A 17,613-nucleotide genomic window follows, 5' to 3' on the forward strand; every position below is an offset into this window, starting at 1 on the left:
TAACAGAACCGACTCCGGTACAAAGAAAGGCTTTAGATTTATTGGGCGTAAGCCTGATATGTACCCAGTGAAGCCAAAAGTCAAATCGTCCTAAGCCAAGATATGCATACGGTGTAGCGATTTGTCAAAGGGGAACTTCAGCTTAAAAAGGGGGGTTTGGGGGGATCTCTACCGTGCTGTATTGGCAAGCAAAACGGGTCTCCCGGATACTTGGTGGAAAAGGTATCATACTTATACAAAATAAATGATAAAGAAAGGCTGAAAATCTTGATATGGCTTGATTATAAGCTTGCGTTATCACCACAAGTACGGAAGAGCCGAGTGACGCAAAGATTTTCATTCCGCTTCTAAGGCTTTGCGAACTGCGGGATGAATCAGATCGTCTGGGATTCGATTTCGCTCAATATACTCATTGATTTCAGTCTGGTTATCTAAATAGAAGCTCAGGGCATCAAAGACTTGAGCCAGGGTAAGCTGGGGATACTGAGCCGGAATTTCTTCAGGAGGAGTACCCAATCGCCATAAGCCGACAATGACTCGCACCGATATGCGCGTCCCGATGATAATCGGTTCACCGCTTAAAATGTCTGGATTACGAGTGACATATCTGGAAACTGATGTAGTCGTCATTAATCAAACCCTAGGAGATAGCTCATTTTTATTACCATCCTAACTAGGGCTTGCTGCATAAGTGTGTAAGGTAGACAAGATTTGGGTTTCAAGCCATTTTCCGACCCAACAAGTGCAAGGTTTTTACCTCGACAGAGGGGTGAAACCATTGCATATTGCCTATTCCCTATTGCCTCTCCCCACCACCAGACTCCCTGCAGCAGCCCCTAACTACCGGGAAAGCCGCATCTGTATGCAATCAAGCGGATTCGATATCACTTAGAGAACCAGGAAATCGGCTCACAGGGATAAGAAAACTGGTCATTATCAATCCCTGTGGTTTCGTGATCCAATACTTGTATCACCTGGTTATAAAATGCCTCTGCTTCTGGAGGGGAGTCGCCAATACAGGTTAATCCCAGTTTGCCGAACTCTGAAAGGGCGCCCATCAGATGAAACACATTGCCAGTACGGGTGCTGCTATCAAAATGTAGACGATAATGCGTGATAATATCCATCAGATCATTAGGCATTAACCCTCGGTAATGATCCCGTTGTAAATTATCAGTAGCGATGTAATATTTCTGGCGACCTTGCTGACTGTGAAATAAACCCGTTGAGGCGTCGTAATGACCATTGGTTAAATACCGAAGCGACATAAACGGATGGGTGGTTCCCCCTTTGCGTAAGTTAATTTCTATCGCCTGTAAATCCCAGGCATTTTCCCCCTTCTCCGGCTGGTGAACGGCGACAAAATCCACGCCATAACGCTCGATTGCACCTTTTTCTGCCAGAACCTGTCCCACTTTAATTCCCATCTGTTGCAGGGGTAAGCGGTAGGCTGCATCAGCGGGAAATCGACACCCCAGATAAATCTGACCATCTGGACCGCCTAAAATTTGATCATGGGTGGATAGTATCTTTACCTCACCACGCGGGGTAATATACCCTTGTACACTCGGCGATCGCTTTTTCTCTCCTTCGATAAATATTTCGACAATCGCGCCTAACTCTGGGATGCGACTGGAAAATTGAGTCCAGGTTTCATTCTTTGCCTGAAAGCCTAAATGTTCTAAGTCTTCGTGGATAGCTGCAACCCGTTGATCATGAGACGCTTTGGCTGGTGCTGCGTCGGGGATTTTTCTCAAATCCAGAATAGCATTCCCTTCCCCAGAAAAGCCTTCATTGAGTTTAATCACCATCCGCTTTAAGTCGGGATGACGTTCCCACAATACAGCCGCCGCTTCCACCAACTCGTCCACTGTCCACATTGTTTCACAGCCATCGGGATGGGGGACACCACTGAGTTTAAAAATTTCCCGACTCCCACTTTTGGTTCCCCAGTAGAGTAAATCGGGGTCAGGTGCGAGAAGGGGTAGACCGAGTTTTACTGATAATTCTCGCTCAAGCTGGGTGGAATTGTAACAAACCATATAGGACTTGTGCGGACGCAGCGCCTGACGAATTCGCGCCATTAGCCGGGGACGTTCTAATATTTTTTGGCTCAGGGGTTTGAGTGAGGCATCATAGGTTGAGAGGAGCATCAAACGCTCACGGGCGTGAGAAAACGGAATTCCGGGTAAAAGTTGCAAATAATAATCAATCACAATCGGCGATAGCGGTACCGCCGTTACGTAAATCAGGCGGGTGCGGGGATTGCGTAAGCGAATTAGGGAAAATAACAGCCGTTCTTCATAGTGCAGAAAACCCGGAATCTTCGCTAGTTCTCGCTGATCAACGGAGACAGACGGGACAACCAAGATGTCGCGATCATCTTGGTCAAATAGATCAATACTAGACCAGCGATCGCGCAACTGGCTCTGAAGCCGCCGAAACCGTTCTGCTTGTGTGGAGGAGGATGAATTCAATTCATGCATTGCCCCTGAACCGCCTCAATGTTATACATAGCAATAGTAGCGGTTACGGGGAACAACTGTAATACTGTTAATTAAGTAGAGTTATCTGTCAGGGTTCAAGATGGCACGGCGGGCTAATTTGGCGTAAGTTTTGACGGTTTGATAACGCATCTCCAGATCATCTGCGATCGCGTTTAAGGATTCCCCCATCTCTCGTCGTGCTAAGATGGTTGCCCAGGTTTCGGCGATGTCTTGCGCCCGACTCCTCCCCTGGCGCTGGCGTTGGGCGAGAAATTGTTGAGTTAATTCGCTGATGCGTTCGGCTAATAGGGTTTCTATTGAGGGGAGGGCGGGGGTTTCGGGGGATAACCAGCCTAGGCGGGTTTGTCCCAAACCAAAGGGGGTTTTGTGTCCCGTGCCGCAGTAGGGGGCAAATTGGGCTAAGGTATGGAATAATTGGCTAAATTCTGGGTGTTGGGTTGCACCTGAGTCCAGTCCTAACGCGATCGCACCCGTGAATCCGGTGACGACTCCTTTCTTTCCGGCTGCAACCTTCATCGATTCTAAACGGTGACGCTGAATCACTACATTTTCGTCTACCCAGTCTAAAAAGGCGGTTTGATCAAAAGGTTGATCAGAAAAATCATTCCAGCGCCGCAAATAGCTGTGGAAGAGATTCCTGGGAACCGGTAAGGGGAAATGGTGTCTTTTGCGGCGAAAGCTGGTGGGGGTGAGGAAGCTGAGGGTTAGGGATGGGGATGGCGTGGGGGTTGGGGTGAATAAGTTAGGATAAGTGGTTGGTGCTAAAGCGATGTGCCAACGGCTAATTTTGAGGACAGCACCGCGTAACTTAATCATATCTGGCAGGTGATGAACCCATTCGGCGAGCCATTGGGTTAGGGGTGGGTAAAGGGCGGTGATGTACCAACGGTAGGTTGTATCGGGTTTGAGTTTGAGGGTTTTTCCAGAGGTGAGGAAGTTTCCATCTAAGCGGGAGAGGGTGAAGGGTTTCTCGGATTGACCATCATGGAGATAGGCGGAGAGTTCGGGGTTAGTTTGGCGAACTTGATCTAAGAACCAGGCGTGGAGTCCGACAGTGTATTGAGTATAGAGGGAGTCTGGGGCGTTGGGAGTTAATTCTAAGACAAGTCCGACTAATTCTGTATCCGGTGTCCAGGGATGGCGGGATGGAGGGGGTTGGGTTTGGCTGCGTTTGCGGGGTGCCATGATGGGGTGAATGCCGGATTTTCAAGGGGTTGCTCCTAATATATAGGGTAGACTGAGTTGTCTCAAACCTGTTTTATTAACTCCCCTGGCGAATTCAGATTTGTTAAATGACGAGTAGCGCTGTCTTCAAGCAATTGACGGATAAAATTTGGATGTTGTGAGTTAACCGAATGTAACAACTCTCGATACAACCGACAAGCCGAATCATCATTCAAAATCCGAGTATGGATGATTCTCGCCCAATCTTGAGCCAACCCGATTAACTGAGGCGCCACAGTAATAAATGCTTGAAGCTGTTGCTGTAAATCAAAGGATTCTAGAAAATGAAGCAGACTAAACATGACCTCTGGCTGTTCACAGCGATCATCGAACATGAGATGTAAAGTGGGTAAATCCTCGGTTTGAGGATGCTTTGCCAGTTCAGCTAACGCTGTTTCAAAGGCGATCACCTCTTGGCGCGATCGCATCAATTTATTCGCCTCTAAGACACGAATCCAATTGGTTTGTGACATCAGCTATTCTCTCCCTTCTCAAAAATACCCTGCCAACCTAACTTATTGAACTGGATAATATCCTGTAAGCTGCGTCTAATTTCTGGCGTATAAAGTCCCTGACGCCAATAAATTGAGCGCGCATCTCTAATCTCTCTAGCCAGAGCCTGCCTAGGCGAAAGACTTAAATCAGGAGATTGTCCATAAGAGATAGTTTGACGATGACGACCTCCTTGACCGGGCAAAGGATGTTCCATCATCATAGCAATGCCCATTCTTCTAGTGCAGCGCGGCAGAAATACTTGAGCAGCTCATCTTAGGGTAAAATGGAACAATGAACCCAAAAAAACTGGATGACCTAATCAAACTATTGCACTCATAACAACCTTAGCCATGCCTGACCCCCGTCCCCTGAGGATTAAATTATCACAGCAACAGCGAACTTTACTCGAACAGGTAGTGCGTCGCTACAGTAGTCCTCAAGGATTAGTGCAACGGGTAATGGTAGTTTTATTGGCTGCCGAGGGTATGAACAATAGTCAGATAGCTCAACAGTTGCAATTGGCACGTAACACGGTACGGAGGTGGCGACAGCGCTGGTCGGCGGCAGCTAACCATATGATAAGTATGGAAGGCGAGGGTATCAGCGACAAACAACTGCTACAAATGATGGTAGCCGTTTTAGCCGATGCACCCCGAGCAGGTACTCCAGCTACATTTACAACGGAGCAAGTCGTACAGATTGTCGCCCTGGCTTGCGAGTCGCCCCCTAGGGTGGGGCATCCAGTGAGTCACTGGACAGCCCAAGAGTTAGTCTCGGAAATAGTCAAACGAGGTATAGTAGAGCAGATTTCCCCGCGCAGTGTGGGACGTTTTTTAAAACGAGGCAACTTTACAACCCCATCGAAGTCGTTACTGGCTCAATGCTAACCCTGATGACCCAGAAGAATTCAAACAACAGGTAACAGCCATTTGCCAGTTGTATGAACAAGCTCAAACTTTGTCTGAAAAAGGAATTCATCTGGTAAGTACCGATGAGATGACAGGCATCCAGGCACTCGAACAAAACCCTTATTCAAATAGCCTTGCAATTATTGGCAATCGTCAGGACATAACATCACGCGATCGCACGCTTCCCTCAAAAATCCTGTGACCGCTACTGGCTGCTGACTTTTGCGTCAAACTGAAGTTCACCATACATAAAATTGAAACTGCCTCACCATGCGGCTTGCGGCGATTTTTGACGCGCCCCAATTTATGTACCATCGCGCTCAATCCCAATGATAGCGGGAGTTCCAACCGATAAGATTGTCTATTTACAAGCGCTTCGCGCTCACGAAGCGCTTGCCAGACTAACATGGTTTCTATTTTTGAGAGGTTGATTGCTAAAACTATTACGGGATAAAGCTTAGCGCCTAGTCTAGTACGTTTGCACTGTAAAAGCTTCAGCTATCCCTGAAACTATTGGAGTTGGATATTATTTTCTACAGTTGTTTAGATTGAACAGAGGGTTATACCTCCTATTCGCCAGATCCGGGGAGGGGACAGGGGTCAGACATAGCGAAGGTTGTTGTGAGTGTAATATTTGATTGGGTCATCCAGTTTTTTTGGCTTCATTGTTCCATTTTACTCTAAGATGAGCTGCTCAAGTATTTCTGCCGCGCTGCACTAGGGTCAGGTAATCCAAGCAGTTGGTGACTAGAGATGGCTTTAGATAAGCTAAGAAAAAGGCTCATGTTAACCTTGGAGATAGTCTATGGTGGTTTATCTCACGGTAGTTTGAGATATAGTTGGACTAAGCCAGTCGTACAATTTTAGGGAGAGGTTCATTAATAATGAATAAGGTTACTGTAGAAGAAATTACTCAAGATTTAATCAATTATCTTCAACGGGCTAAGGCTGGAGAAAGTTTTGTGATTTTTCAAGCAGACCAACCGATTGCGAAAATTATTTCGACTAAATCTGAGGGGATTTTAGATGCTTTTGATGCTTTTCGCTCCAGAATAATTTCAGAAGAAATTGATTTAGATAGCGATGAAATTTTTGCCAATGTCCGGGACTACACCCCGACTCCTGAAAAACCTTGCTGGTGATGAATATAAAATTCCTCCTGGATACCAATATTATTTCCGAAAGTATCAAGCTACAGCCTAATCATATTTTTCTGGAACGTTTTCGACGGAATTTGGAAGAATCGGCGATCGCCTCTGTGACATGGCATGAACTTCTTTATGGGTTTCAGACTTTACGGAACTTGAAGGACTGACGATTGAAAATTGGTTTGTTTAGCAGGCGATCGCTCTTTCGGAAAAAAACCGGGGCGATCGCACGCTGGGAATAGAGGGGATGCGATCATTTTTTAATCCTTCATCAACGTGGTTTAGAACACTTTTGAGCGAACAGCTTCTATTCCTGGTGATATGGCGTATGTGCGAAAAATTAATTACTCTCCTGCCTGTGATAAAAGTAAATTAACTAAATTATCTGACAACCACAAACCAGCATCTTGTAATGCTTGAATTCTGGGAGATACTGAAGAAATTAATCCTCGTTGTTTTGCTAGGATAATTAAGCGACCTGTCCCTATTGTAATAATACTTAAAGCTTGACTACAGCGACGTGCTGCTCTATCGTCAATAATCGCCGCCAAATTGGAATCCTTTAGCGCCAAGCTTAATACTTCCGATTCTCCTTTTCCCAAATCCCAGGCAGCTACTTCTGGTGGGATCTCTCCAATTTCTACTCGTTGCGCCCAGGTTACGCTAGATAATTGCTGAGAAGCTGCATCTTTTTGACTTGTTACTGCAACTTCATCCCAGACACCTGTTGGCACAAAAATTTCTGAGAAAAGTTGAGGTAGTAAGTCAGCTTGTTGACTTTTAAATAGGACAATCAGAGGTGAAGCGTTGATCACAACTCGCTTAATCAACATTCGCCATTTCCTCTGCCAACTCCTCAGCCGTGTATTGCATGAAGTCTACTTGGTAACGAAATAATGCATTAATAAACTCAGCGCGGCTGATTCCCGCAATTTCTGCGGCTTTGCTTTGAGATAGTTGACCAAGTTCATACCATTTAACAGCGGCGGCTATTCGCATTTCTTGAACAAATTCATCGGGATTTTTCCGAAGCGCAGAGAAGGCAGTTGTTGGAAGTTCAATAGATACAGATGTCATTGAATTTTTTTTGTACCTTGTGTTTCAGATGTTTATCCCATTTTAGGCGATCGCACCTCAGCGTTGAAGAGCTTCCATTCCTTTTGACATGGTATATATGGGGAAAGGGAAGACGCAGATCACAATCCTCACCCATATCCCGAACGCGATCGCACCTTTTGATCAAACAGCTTTTATTCCTGGTGACATGGTGTATCTGGGGAAAAGAAAGACGCGATCGCAATCCTCACCCATATCCTGAACGCGATCGCACCTTTTGATCAAACAGTTTTCATTCCTGGTGACATGACGTATCTGGGGAAAGAAAAGACGCGATCTGCTGTAAGCTCTACTCGCTTCGCTATCGCACCTTCTCAACTTGCTTTGTTCGCAGCTAATTTTTTTGCTTCTAGGACTTCCATTCGTGCTAGCGTAGTTGCAGCTTCTGCTAGATACAGTGCAGTCATGGCTCGAATTGATGGGTCCTTCTCCCGACGCAGTTCTTGAGAGAGGGTAAAAACTCTCGTTCTATAGGCTTCGATAGATTCTGAATCGATTGCGTATTTCATCGGTTTAACTATCCATGCTATTTGATGTGACTTGGATTCTCAGAAGTTGACGCTCGGCTTCTGAATAGATATATCGTACCGCTTGCATAAATTAACAACGGTGTTTATCAATGCGATCGGGTCGCCCTTTATTCAATTCCCTGTGTCAGAAGGTGTTTCTTGAGCGGTTATGTGCTTTCCTGGATAAGCTTCCATCGCACCTTTTGATCAAACAGCTTCTATTCCTGGTGAGATGGTGTATCTGGGGAAAGGGGAAGGCGCGATCGCTCTCTCTGTGCAAGTCCAAACATCCCCAAGGCTTTGATTCCATGTCAAAATAGTATTGATCTTCTCATTTTCGGGCAGTTTAATCGATGAACATATCTTTGACACCTGAACTCGAGCAATTTATTGACTCAACCGTCAAAAGGGGTAGGTATTCATCTCCTAGTGAAGTTATTCAGGTGGCTTTACGATTGCTAGAGGAACGCGAGATGGAACGTTTACTGCGATTAGAGGAACTCAGAAAGGAAATTGCTATTGGCATTGAACATTCGGATCAAGGAGATATATTTGATGGAGAAGAAGTGATTAGAGAACTCAGACAAGAAATTCGACAGTCAGAACAGGGTGCATAATGGGCAACTATAGTTTTAGTGCGCCGGCTCGGCAAGATTTAAGGCAAATTAAAAACTATATGGCACAGTTTAGTTTAAGTGCGGCTAGTCGTTTTCTTGACGCTTTTGAGGAAAAATGCCGTTTATTAGCGGATTTTAGTGATGAAATTTTTGCCGATGTCCGGGACTACACCCCGACTCCTGAAAAACCTTGCTGGTGATGAATATAAAATTCCTCCTGGATACCAATATTATTTCGGAAAGTATCAAGCTACAGCCTAATCATATTTTTCTGGAACGTTTTCGACGGAATTTGGAAGAATCGGCGATCGCCTCTGTGACATGGCATGAACTTCTTTATGGGTTATACCGATTACCGGAGTCTCGGCGAAAAAAGATTTTGTCTGATTATTTAACCCAGGTGATTCAAGACAAAATGATCATCTTGCCCTACTGTCATGCTGCCGCCGAATGGTTCGCGGCTGAACGTGCCAGACTGACTGCTTTGGGTCGAATGCCTTCATACCCGGATGGGCAGATCGCTGCTATTGCTAGGGTTAATTTATGATTCTGGTGACTCGTAATGTTTCAGACTTTACGGAATTTGAAGGACTGACGATTGAAAATTGGTTTGTTTAGCAGGCGATCGCTCTTTCGGAAAAAAACCGGGGCGATCGCACGCTGGGAGACTATCACCTTTGATTCGGGTGTAGGGGCGACCCGCTTGCATTAATTAACAACGGTGTCCGCTTAATTTGATCGGGTCGCCCTTTATTCAATTGGCGGTGTCAAACGGTGTTTTTTGAGCGGTTATATGCTTTCCTGGATAGGCTTCCATCGCACCTTGGTGGGGAACGCTTCTATTCCTGGTGAGATGGTGTATCTGGGGAAAGGGGAGGCGCGATCTGCTGTAGGCTCTACTCGCTTCGCGATCGCACGCTGGGAATAGAGGGGATGCGATCGCGTGGAAGCCCAGGTATTTGTAGGGGCGGGCGCGAGCCGTTTAACTTTGATGTTTGTGATAACTTTTCAACAAAACCCGCCCTGACTCAAAATGGAGGTGTGTTTTAGGCGATCGCTGTTTCAGTGAGGGATTAGTGCAAACCAGGAGGGGGAGGTGCGATCGCACGGTGGGAATAGAGAAGGTGCGATCGCGTGGGAGTCCAGGTATTTGTAGGGGCGGGTTTAGCCGCTTAGTTTTGATGTTTGTGATAACTTTTCAACAAAACCCGCCCTGACTCAAAATGGAGGTGTGTTTTAGGCGATCGCTCTTTTGATCAGGGATTAGCGCTAACCGGGAGGGAGAGGGCGATCGCACGCTGGGAGACTATCATTTTTGATTCGGGTGTAGGGGCGACCCGCACCGCATTAATTAACAACGGTGTCCGCTTAATTTGATCGGGTCGCCCTTTATTCAATTGGCGGTGTCAAACGGTGTTTTTTGACTGTTATGTGCTTTCCTGGATAGGCTTCCATCGCACTTTGGTGGGGAACGCTTCTATTCCTGGTGAGATGGTGTATCTGGGGAAAGAGGGAAGGCGCGATCTGCTGTAGGCTCTACTCGCTTCGCTATCGCACGCTGGGAATAGAGAAGGTGCGATCGCGTGGGAGCCCAGGTATAAGTCTCGCTAATTACGCTTCAACCGGTTCAGGTACAGACTCAATAGCTTGAATTGCTTGCTCCGGTGAAGCACTACCAGACAAAATAGTCATCAATCCTGGCAAGTACCGATCCATCATCAAGACATTTGTGTAAACCAGACGCTCAATAGTTGCTAAACCAAAACCATCTTCAGTGACATCAATGCTTGTCTTAAAACGAATTTCACCATCTGCAAAGTCAAGTTCAAAGTTTCCGATGGAAAGTCCATAGTTGGCACGGGTGATAAATTCAGCCACAGCCGGCATGTGGTCTTGTGCTTTGAGTGGACAGACGGAGTAGAAAAAGAAGCGCTGAGTTGCTTCATCTTCAACAGCTTGAGCAAAGCACAACCAGGTTCCTTGGTCACTGGTAAATGCTGTTTGCAAAGCAGGCTCATCTTCAATTTTGGAGAACTGCCAGTTTTCTTTCTCAAAAAAATCAACGACTTGTTCTAGAATTTGTCCCATATTTCCTCGTATGAATTTGGCGTGATGAGTGTCGATACACAAGCCAATTAAAATTTGGGTATATTTCAATCGGCTTGTGGAAGTGTTACCAGAATTTCAAACGTTTCGTTACACCAGAAATTGCGTTTTTGGCATTTTTAACTCCTTTGGCTGCTCGGTTATAGACATTAGCCGCAGCTTTTCCTGCTTTATTTACAGCATTGTTCACAAAGTTTTTGGCGGTTTGAATAGCCTGCTTACCTTTGTTGATAACATTGTTCACAAGTTGCTTGCCTTTGTTAATGACGTTATTAACAATGCGCTTGGCTCCATTGACAACGTTACGAACTGTATTAACTGCTTTTTGAGCATATTGAGCAACTTTTTTAACAACTCGTGGTGCAGCTTGATCAACTCTTTGAGCAACTGCCTGTTTGGCTTGCTGCAATGAGGCTTTAAACTTCTGTGTTGACTGTTGAACTAGGTTACTAACAGCCTGCTTAGTCTGTTGTTTGAAAGTGTTGTAAGCAGCTTTGGCTTGTGCAACTTTAGTCGTGGCAGCTTTAACAGTAGCTTTGGCAACTTGAACAGCTTTTTGAGCTTTATCTCGTGCAGCCGCAGCTTTCTCTCGTACAGCTTTGAGGGCATCACTAATGGATGATTGTACTGAACTGATGCCATTTTCAACAGGTCTCCAAACATTAGCAAGAGCATTATCTAGTACATCTCCATTACCTGTTATATCAAAACCTAAATAGGCTAGATCCATAATGGTACTTGCTGCAAAGACTGCTCCTGCTGCAACGGGAGCAGCCCCAACTCCAAAGCCTAATGATCCAACACCTGCGCCAATTGCTCCTGCCAAGACCATTGCAGTTCCCTTAGTTGCTGCTCGACGCTTAGTTTTATCATCCCCCAAAGTTAAATCAGCCGCTATAAATCCTAAATCTATTACTGCACCTCTCTTTAATGCTGTCTTGCCTCCAATTTTCCATACAGGGGTATCAAGCCATTTTCCGACCCCTGTTCCAACTCCTCGCATTCCTTTGGTTAGATTTTTCCCTTTTCCATTAACAAAGAAATCTCGGGTTCGTATGGCTGCCATAGCTGTATCATCTAGCTTGTTAGCCGGATAGAAACCAGCAGCAGTGGCAATATGTAGTCCAGCAAGATAGGTGGAAAAGGTCTTTGGGTTTTGAATATTTCCAATTATTTTGCCTGCCTTGGGAAGTTGTTTGAGTACTCCATAGGGTGTTTTAACGATTGGTTTACCAACTTCGTAAAATCCTGACCAACCATCCGGTTGGATTTTAAGTGTGCCCCGAGCAAACTTGTAGACAGCAACGCCATTACTGATAAAACTGCCCAGCGGAGTTCCTAAAGCACCCACTTTGGGAGCCCATTGTGCGATCGCAGCAGCCAACTGTGCTGCCCGCCGACGTGCTTCTTCCTCAGCTTGGCGACGTGCTTCTTCTTCTAGCCGACGTAACTCTTCTTCAGCCCGCCGTGCTTCCTCTTCTAGTCGCCGTGCTTCAGCCTCAGCCCGTCGTGCTTCTTCCTGTGCTTTCCGAATAGCTTCTTGTCGCTTACGTTCCTCCTCTGCTCTTTCCGGAGTATTGTCAATGTAAAGAGCAGACACCCAATGATTTGTTCCTGCAATACGATACCAACGGCTACTACCGCCACCCAGATAGGGATCGGGAACCCATCCGCCATTATTATCATAAGCATCAAACTGGATAGCATTACCTGGGTACACTAACCGTACTTGAGGAAAACCTGTACTAGGTCCCGACCGCACTCGCAGCCATCCTGTCTGAATCACATAACCAGCATTCATCACCCGTCCGGTGAAACGTGGTACCGTAACCCGAACAGGTCGTTCCCCTGGTATCACTGTTCCTTCACCACTCCAAGTTAAAGGAGAAAGAATAGACTGAGGTGTATATGCTTCAGGTTGTGTCTCTTTAGCCAGGGCAACTGCTGCTGCAATATCCACTAAACCATAGCCCGTCTCCTTATCCCAACCTTTGGGGCCTAGATCGACTGCTGTTGCCTTGAGAATTTCCTTAACCTGTTTGTAACTTAAATCAGAGTTGGCAGCCCATACTTTCGATACAGCTCCTGTCACCTTTGCTGCTGCAACAGATGTACCCGCCATTTCTCCGATTCCCATGTCCAGATCGGAATCAATGGAGAAATCCAAGCCCATCAACTCTGCAATTAACTCTTCATCAACCTCATCCTCATTAATATCCAAGTCAGAGAGCGAGGAGAATTCCAAACCAGCTTTCAATGTAGGTTCACCATTTTCCAGTACATTGCCTAGAATCTCCTCAGCTTCGATCAAGCTATCAATAGCATCCTCATCAAAAACTTTTAAAAATTCCTCTGATGCCTCTACTCCAATGCCGAGATAGTCACTGATGAATTCCATCCCGACTTTTTGTAGGGATTCTTCTTCATAGTCAGCCAAAGCTTCATCAATAGCCTTAGTCGCTTCCTCATAAGCTTGACGATCTTCATCTGTCCAATCTTCTGGTAATGAATCATCCTCAGAATCATTTGGATCATAAAATTCACCAAACTCTTCTTCAAAAACTGCTTGAAGATCCACAGACATTTCATCTTCTGCTTCAGCCTCATCGCCGGTGTCTTCCAAGAAAGTTTTCAGGTCAGTTCCTTCCCCAACCGTTGAAGTAGCAGGATTGTAAGTCGTTCCCCCACGAGCAACCATATCCAACCCATAACCAAGATTAGAATAATCTGCCCGCTTACCACGATGATCCACCGAGCCAACTGTAATCAGGTTGTCGAACTCCTGAGAAGCTTGACCTAAAGCCGACATCGTACCGCCATCATTACCCGCAGCAACAACAACCAGCAAACCATTTTGACGAGCATATTCAATAGCTTCCCGCTCTTGAGGGGTTAGTTCATAGCGTGTTGTAACCGTTCCATCAGGATTAGTTTGAGTCAGATCAAAGCTAAGATTTACAACGGCATTAGGCTGCCCTGATGCTTTAGCGGCATCTACAAATTCTCGCAACGATTCTGCCCACTTACCGGAACCTACTGCACGACCTAACCAAAGTGGAGCTTGGTCATTGATACCATCAACTCCGATACCATTATCTTGTGTAGCTGCGATGATGCCTAGGACATGAGTACCGTGTTCATTGCCTTCATCTCCTTCAAATAAAGGATTATCATCACCGTCAACATGATCCCGTCCTAGAGTAACCCGACTATAATCGATATCTGGATTGCTTCCATTAAATCCAGTATCAATGACTCCAATGAGAGGTTGTTTAGACTTCTCAAACTTTAACCAACGGATAGGTACATCAACATCCAAAGACTTGGTGGCTTTTGCTAGATGGACTGCGGCTGCGATATTCAGGAGTCCAGATCCAGTTTCAAAATCCCAACCAGGTGCATTTAGATCCGTGGCTGTATTCTGGAGAATATCAATAACTTCACGATGACTCAGTTTTGGATTTGCTGCCCAAACCTGAGAAGCTGCACCAGCCACTTTACCTGCTGAAACAGCCGTTGTTGAAGTTTCATCATTTGTGCCATCAGCCAGGATGTTTAACGCAAATCCACTGGGAGAGTTACTCGCTGCCCCGTGAGACTGCCAAGCTGAGGTCGCATCGTTAATACGTTGAGCCGTACCGACAGTAATAATATTGTCAAAGCTTAGAGAAGTTTGCCCTAAAGCAGAAATAAGTTCACCGTTCTCTCCAGCAGGCACGACTACTAAGATATTGTGCTTATTGGCATAAGCTAATGCTTCCCACTCAGCATCTGTAAGTTCATAACGAACCCCTACAGTGCCATCTTCATAAATCTCCGTTAAGTTTGGATTGATTGTAATTACGGCATTGGGTTGTCCCGATTCTTGCGCCGCATCAACAAATTCCACTAATGATTCTGCCCACTTGCCAGAACCAACAGCACGCCCAATCCAAATTGGCGCATCATCATTAATCCCTTCAACGCCAATATCGTTATCTTGAGTCGCCCCAATTATTCCTAAGACATGGGTGCCATGTTCATTCCCCTCACCAGCTTCCATCAGAGGGTTATTATCGCCATCAATCCGGTCTTGCCCTAAACTGATTCGGCTATAGTCAATATCAGGATTATTCTCACTGAAACCTGTATCAATAATGCCCACTAATGGCTGATTTTCTGGAGGAAACTCATACTGGACAGGTTCAGCGAGTTCAGAAGCTGTTGTGGGTTCGGTAACGATTTCACTATTGTTAACAGGTTCATCGATAACGACATCGGTTGATTCTTCAGTTGTGGGTTCGGTGACAATTTCACTGGTGTTAACAGGTTCATCGGTAGCGACATCCGTTGATTCTTCAGTTGTCGGTTCGGTAACAATTTCACTCTCATCGACTACAATCTCATCGGTTGGGGATTCTCCGACCAATTCATCGGTTAAGAGTCCGTCATCATCAGGCGTATCCGGCGTAATGTAAGGTTCGGTATAATCAATCAACGCTTGACCCAAATCAGTCTCCCGCCAATCCTTTCCAGAATCAATTACCTCATCCATCAAAGCGGCTTCACCCGTCGCCCCACGCACTTGGAAAATAACATCGTTATAATCCCCATCTGACTTCGTATCCACCCGCAAATCTTCCATCACAAAGGTACTTCCATCCCCCGTGACATCGGCAATTTGCCCGACATGAAACCCATCATCTGGATTCGCTGTCGCCATGGAAAATAGGGGACGCGCCGCCCCTCCCACATCCGGGTTATCAAACACCTGTTGTACTGTACTATTGGGAACTAGCATGAAGCCAAACTCATCCCCTGGACGCATTTGGACTGTTTTAACTCCCAGATACTCTCCAGAATTTCGGTCGCTTTCTCCTAATTCGCCAACGAACCGCGCCCCTTCCGTTTGGTCACTAATCACAATATGACCTAACTCCGAATCACTCAATGCACGAGACGCCGCTTCCTGAATAAACGCCTCCGAACCCGGTTCAAACTCCTCCATTCCTTCTAAACTAAAGACGGCGAGTTCACCTTCATGTCCCCCACCATCAAAGAGGAAATCAACACTAACCTCTCCAGTTTGTCCAACCGTAAACACGCCGGATTCAAATCGGGGACTAGAACTGTATAACCCAGTTAACGGCGATTCATTTAACGGCGTTTCTTCCGTCAGCGCTTCATCTGTCGCTTCACTTTCCGTCACGTCATCCAGTGACGTAACAAAGGGAATCTCTTCTAAGGTTTCCTCTCCCTCAACCGACGTGATGAAGGCAATCTCCTCTAAATCATTATCTGAAATATCGCCAAACCCTTCCTCAATCTCCGGAATATCAATATCAGCAACTTGGTCAGATAATACATCGATATCCACGGGATCTATAGGATTATCTGTACCATCCAATAAACCACTAGGCGTTAAAATCGGTTCTAAAATAAAGGCTTGCGGTAACTCCTGACTCTTCCTTTTCGGCGCAAATCCTTGAGCATCAGGACGTTTCTTTGATGAAAAATTAAACCAATACATAGATGACCCTCTTGTGGAATAGTGCAGGTAAAATTACCGATTAAGCCAAGGGGCAAAATCTATCAGATGCTATGAGTCGCTAAGGGGTTAAACCCATTTAAATTGGCAGGCAAGTTCGACTTTAGCTAAGCCCACAATCATGACGATGAATTAAGGAAACACTGAATAAGTACGCTAAAACCCAAACGCTGTTGCCAGTCAAGATAAACAAGTAGTCCAGCAAATCCTGTTACTGAATAGAGCAGCAATTGCCAGCAGCAAACTCGGACAGAAAACGTATTAAGTTGAAGGAAAAATTACCTGAATAAAACTCTAGCTTGTTCACTATCCTATACCGAAAGAATAAGTTTTGTCTTTAGTTTTTGATGAAGTTTTCATAAAGCGGGGAACTTTTTCCTGATTATCAGCAATAGGTCGTAAATGTTACAGTTTTAAACTTAACCCTCCTTAACCAAGCTGTCATGGATTAATTTGACTTTTCACGGGAAGTCTACAAACTATTGTAGAGACGCGCCATGGCGCGTCTGGGCGGGTTTAGTTACATCTGGGTGCAACCGAAAAGATAGTCGTGAAACCCGCCCCTACACAATTCACACATCAGCCTATCCTCCGTAAAATTACGGAGACGGTAAACTCCCCATGTCAGCTATTTGTCGTAGAACCCCGTAAGTCTCTGTTTAAAGATTTGATAAAGTTATTAAAAAATGGTTGATTTTCCTTAACATTTCCGTTTACTCTGCAAATAGGCATCTACTACAAATATCATGCAGGTTGGAAAAAAATTCACAGCCAAAGAACAACCCGACTGGATATGTCCAGACATTAGTCCCCACTGGCAACTCAGCCAACAGGCGTCCTCCAAACAGTATACTCTGCGATCGCGCCACGATAATCGTCAGTTTCCCTTATCTCCAGCAGAGGTTTACGCCCTCAGCCATTTCACCGGAAATTTCACGGTTACTCAACTTCAACAGCAATGTCAGAAACAATATGGTTCAGCCATTTCTCCGAATTTTGTCCTAGATTTATTGCAAAAACTGATTACAATTGGCATTCTCACATCAGATGAATCCATTCCACCTAAACCACCCGTTAAAGCAGACAGAAGGCAAAAAATAAACAATGGGAAAGAAATTCCCAACCCCAACCATTCCCAGCCACCGATAGATAATCGAATATTAGACACCGATAACACAGAACACCAGCAAAATTATCACCCCCCCAATTCCGCCAAACTTCAACTCAAATCTTGTGTCCAATGGATTCCCCACTCGGATGGTTATTGGATATTACGCAATCCCGAAGATGTCACCTTTCTGCAAGTTGATTCTCAAACCTACATTCCGCAGATCCTGACGGACAGCATTAGGAAGGAATAAAAATTTTACTCCGACAAAATCAATCAGTCCAACAATTCTTGCGTTTCTGTTGCTTTTTTGTTCATTTTTAGACAAACATGGAGTATTGATGATGG

20 protein-coding genes are annotated in these 17,613 nt (G+C 45.4%); 10 read left to right on the forward strand and 10 right to left on the reverse strand.

Translation table 11 applies throughout. The annotated features are described in order from the left end of the window. Positions 1 to 336: 336 nt before the first annotated feature. From RID09_RS25775 to RID09_RS25795, 5 genes are all read right to left on the reverse strand, one after another. Complete coding sequence (locus RID09_RS25775; protein WP_446338772.1) at positions 337 to 630, reverse strand: DUF433 domain-containing protein; 294 nt, start codon at positions 628 to 630, stop codon at positions 337 to 339. Positions 631 to 884: 254 nt separating this feature from the next. After that, positions 885 to 2,486, reverse strand: coding sequence for a peptide ligase PGM1-related protein (locus tag RID09_RS25780; RefSeq protein WP_446338773.1), 1,602 nt, complete (start codon positions 2,484 to 2,486; stop codon positions 885 to 887). Positions 2,487 to 2,567: 81 nt separating this feature from the next. Continuing rightward, positions 2,568 to 3,692, reverse strand: a complete 1,125-nt coding sequence (gene cas6, locus RID09_RS25785) for a CRISPR-associated endoribonuclease Cas6 (protein WP_446338774.1) — start codon at positions 3,690 to 3,692, stop codon at positions 2,568 to 2,570. 62 nt (positions 3,693 to 3,754) lie between these two features. Next, positions 3,755 to 4,204 (reverse strand): Imm30 family immunity protein, encoded by a 450-nt coding sequence (locus RID09_RS25790; protein WP_446338775.1) that lies wholly within the window; start codon positions 4,202 to 4,204, stop codon positions 3,755 to 3,757. Continuing rightward, positions 4,204 to 4,458: a hypothetical protein gene (locus RID09_RS25795; protein WP_446338776.1), complete on the reverse strand. Its 255-nt coding sequence runs from the start codon at positions 4,456 to 4,458 to the stop codon at positions 4,204 to 4,206. Before RID09_RS25795 ends, RID09_RS25790 begins: the two co-directional genes overlap by 1 nt. 118 nt (positions 4,459 to 4,576) lie before the next feature. On the opposite strand from RID09_RS25795, the gene RID09_RS25800 reads away from it, so the two are divergent. The 4 genes from RID09_RS25800 to RID09_RS25815 all read left to right on the forward strand — a co-directional run bounded on the left by RID09_RS25800 (position 4,577) and on the right by RID09_RS25815 (position 6,449). Next, a complete protein-coding gene (locus RID09_RS25800; protein WP_446338777.1) occupies positions 4,577 to 5,113 on the forward strand; it encodes a helix-turn-helix domain-containing protein in 537 nt (178 codons plus the stop codon). 70 nt (positions 5,114 to 5,183) lie between these two features. Next, entirely contained in the window at positions 5,184 to 5,336 is a 153-nt protein-coding gene (locus tag RID09_RS25805) for a hypothetical protein (protein ID WP_446338778.1), read from the forward strand. A gap of 682 nt (positions 5,337 to 6,018) precedes the next feature. After that, the gene (locus tag RID09_RS25810; protein ID WP_446338779.1) at positions 6,019 to 6,276 is read left to right on the forward strand and encodes a type II toxin-antitoxin system Phd/YefM family antitoxin; all 258 of its coding nucleotides are present in this window, start codon (positions 6,019 to 6,021) and stop codon (positions 6,274 to 6,276) included. After that, the gene (locus tag RID09_RS25815; protein WP_446338780.1) at positions 6,276 to 6,449 is read left to right on the forward strand and encodes a hypothetical protein; all 174 of its coding nucleotides are present in this window, start codon (positions 6,276 to 6,278) and stop codon (positions 6,447 to 6,449) included. Before RID09_RS25810 ends, RID09_RS25815 begins: the two co-directional genes overlap by 1 nt. 177 nt (positions 6,450 to 6,626) lie before the next feature. Here RID09_RS25815 and RID09_RS25820 read toward each other — a convergent pair whose 3' ends face one another. Further along, a complete protein-coding gene (locus RID09_RS25820) occupies positions 6,627 to 7,115 on the reverse strand; it encodes a DUF3368 domain-containing protein (RefSeq protein ID WP_446338781.1) in 489 nt (162 codons plus the stop codon). After that, positions 7,105 to 7,359, reverse strand: a complete 255-nt coding sequence (locus RID09_RS25825) for a UPF0175 family protein (protein ID WP_446338782.1) — start codon at positions 7,357 to 7,359, stop codon at positions 7,105 to 7,107. The genes RID09_RS25820 and RID09_RS25825 overlap by 11 nt, the downstream gene beginning before the upstream one ends. A gap of 88 nt (positions 7,360 to 7,447) precedes the next feature. On the opposite strand from RID09_RS25825, the gene RID09_RS25830 reads away from it, so the two are divergent. The 5 genes from RID09_RS25830 to RID09_RS25850 all read left to right on the forward strand — a co-directional run bounded on the left by RID09_RS25830 (position 7,448) and on the right by RID09_RS25850 (position 9,452). After that, positions 7,448 to 7,600, forward strand: coding sequence for a hypothetical protein (locus tag RID09_RS25830; RefSeq protein WP_446338783.1), 153 nt, complete (start codon positions 7,448 to 7,450; stop codon positions 7,598 to 7,600). A 660-nt stretch (positions 7,601 to 8,260) separates the two neighbouring features. After that, the gene (locus tag RID09_RS25835) at positions 8,261 to 8,524 is read left to right on the forward strand and encodes a type II toxin-antitoxin system ParD family antitoxin (RefSeq protein ID WP_193874829.1); all 264 of its coding nucleotides are present in this window, start codon (positions 8,261 to 8,263) and stop codon (positions 8,522 to 8,524) included. Beyond that, positions 8,524 to 8,724, forward strand: coding sequence for a type II toxin-antitoxin system RelE/ParE family toxin (locus tag RID09_RS25840; RefSeq protein ID WP_446338784.1), 201 nt, complete (start codon positions 8,524 to 8,526; stop codon positions 8,722 to 8,724). The genes RID09_RS25835 and RID09_RS25840 overlap by 1 nt, the downstream gene beginning before the upstream one ends. Further along, positions 8,724 to 9,071, forward strand: a complete 348-nt coding sequence (locus RID09_RS25845; RefSeq protein ID WP_446338785.1) for a PIN domain-containing protein — start codon at positions 8,724 to 8,726, stop codon at positions 9,069 to 9,071. Before RID09_RS25840 ends, RID09_RS25845 begins: the two co-directional genes overlap by 1 nt. A 246-nt stretch (positions 9,072 to 9,317) precedes the next feature. Continuing rightward, entirely contained in the window at positions 9,318 to 9,452 is a 135-nt protein-coding gene (locus RID09_RS25850; RefSeq protein ID WP_446338786.1) for a hypothetical protein, read from the forward strand. A gap of 328 nt (positions 9,453 to 9,780) precedes the next feature. Here RID09_RS25850 and RID09_RS25855 read toward each other — a convergent pair whose 3' ends face one another. From RID09_RS25855 to RID09_RS25865, 3 genes are all read right to left on the reverse strand, one after another. Next, on the reverse strand, positions 9,781 to 9,921 hold the full coding sequence (locus RID09_RS25855; RefSeq protein ID WP_446338787.1) for a hypothetical protein: 141 nt from the start codon (positions 9,919 to 9,921) through the stop codon (positions 9,781 to 9,783). 214 nt (positions 9,922 to 10,135) lie between these two features. Continuing rightward, entirely contained in the window at positions 10,136 to 10,612 is a 477-nt protein-coding gene (locus RID09_RS25860; protein WP_446338788.1) for a YbjN domain-containing protein, read from the reverse strand. An 85-nt stretch (positions 10,613 to 10,697) separates the two neighbouring features. Beyond that, positions 10,698 to 16,139 carry a S8 family serine peptidase gene (locus RID09_RS25865; protein ID WP_446338789.1) on the reverse strand — a complete coding sequence of 1,814 codons (5,442 nt, stop codon included), beginning with the start codon at positions 16,137 to 16,139 and terminating at the stop codon, positions 10,698 to 10,700. Positions 16,140 to 16,903: 764 nt separating this feature from the next. Here RID09_RS25865 and RID09_RS25870 point away from each other — a divergent pair. Next, a complete protein-coding gene (locus RID09_RS25870; RefSeq protein ID WP_446338790.1) occupies positions 16,904 to 17,518 on the forward strand; it encodes a hypothetical protein in 615 nt (204 codons plus the stop codon). Positions 17,519 to 17,613 lie beyond the last annotated feature (95 nt).

Source organism: Coleofasciculus sp. G1-WW12-02, assembly GCF_040219735.1.
Lineage (GTDB): Bacteria > Cyanobacteriota > Cyanobacteriia > Cyanobacteriales > Coleofasciculaceae > Coleofasciculus.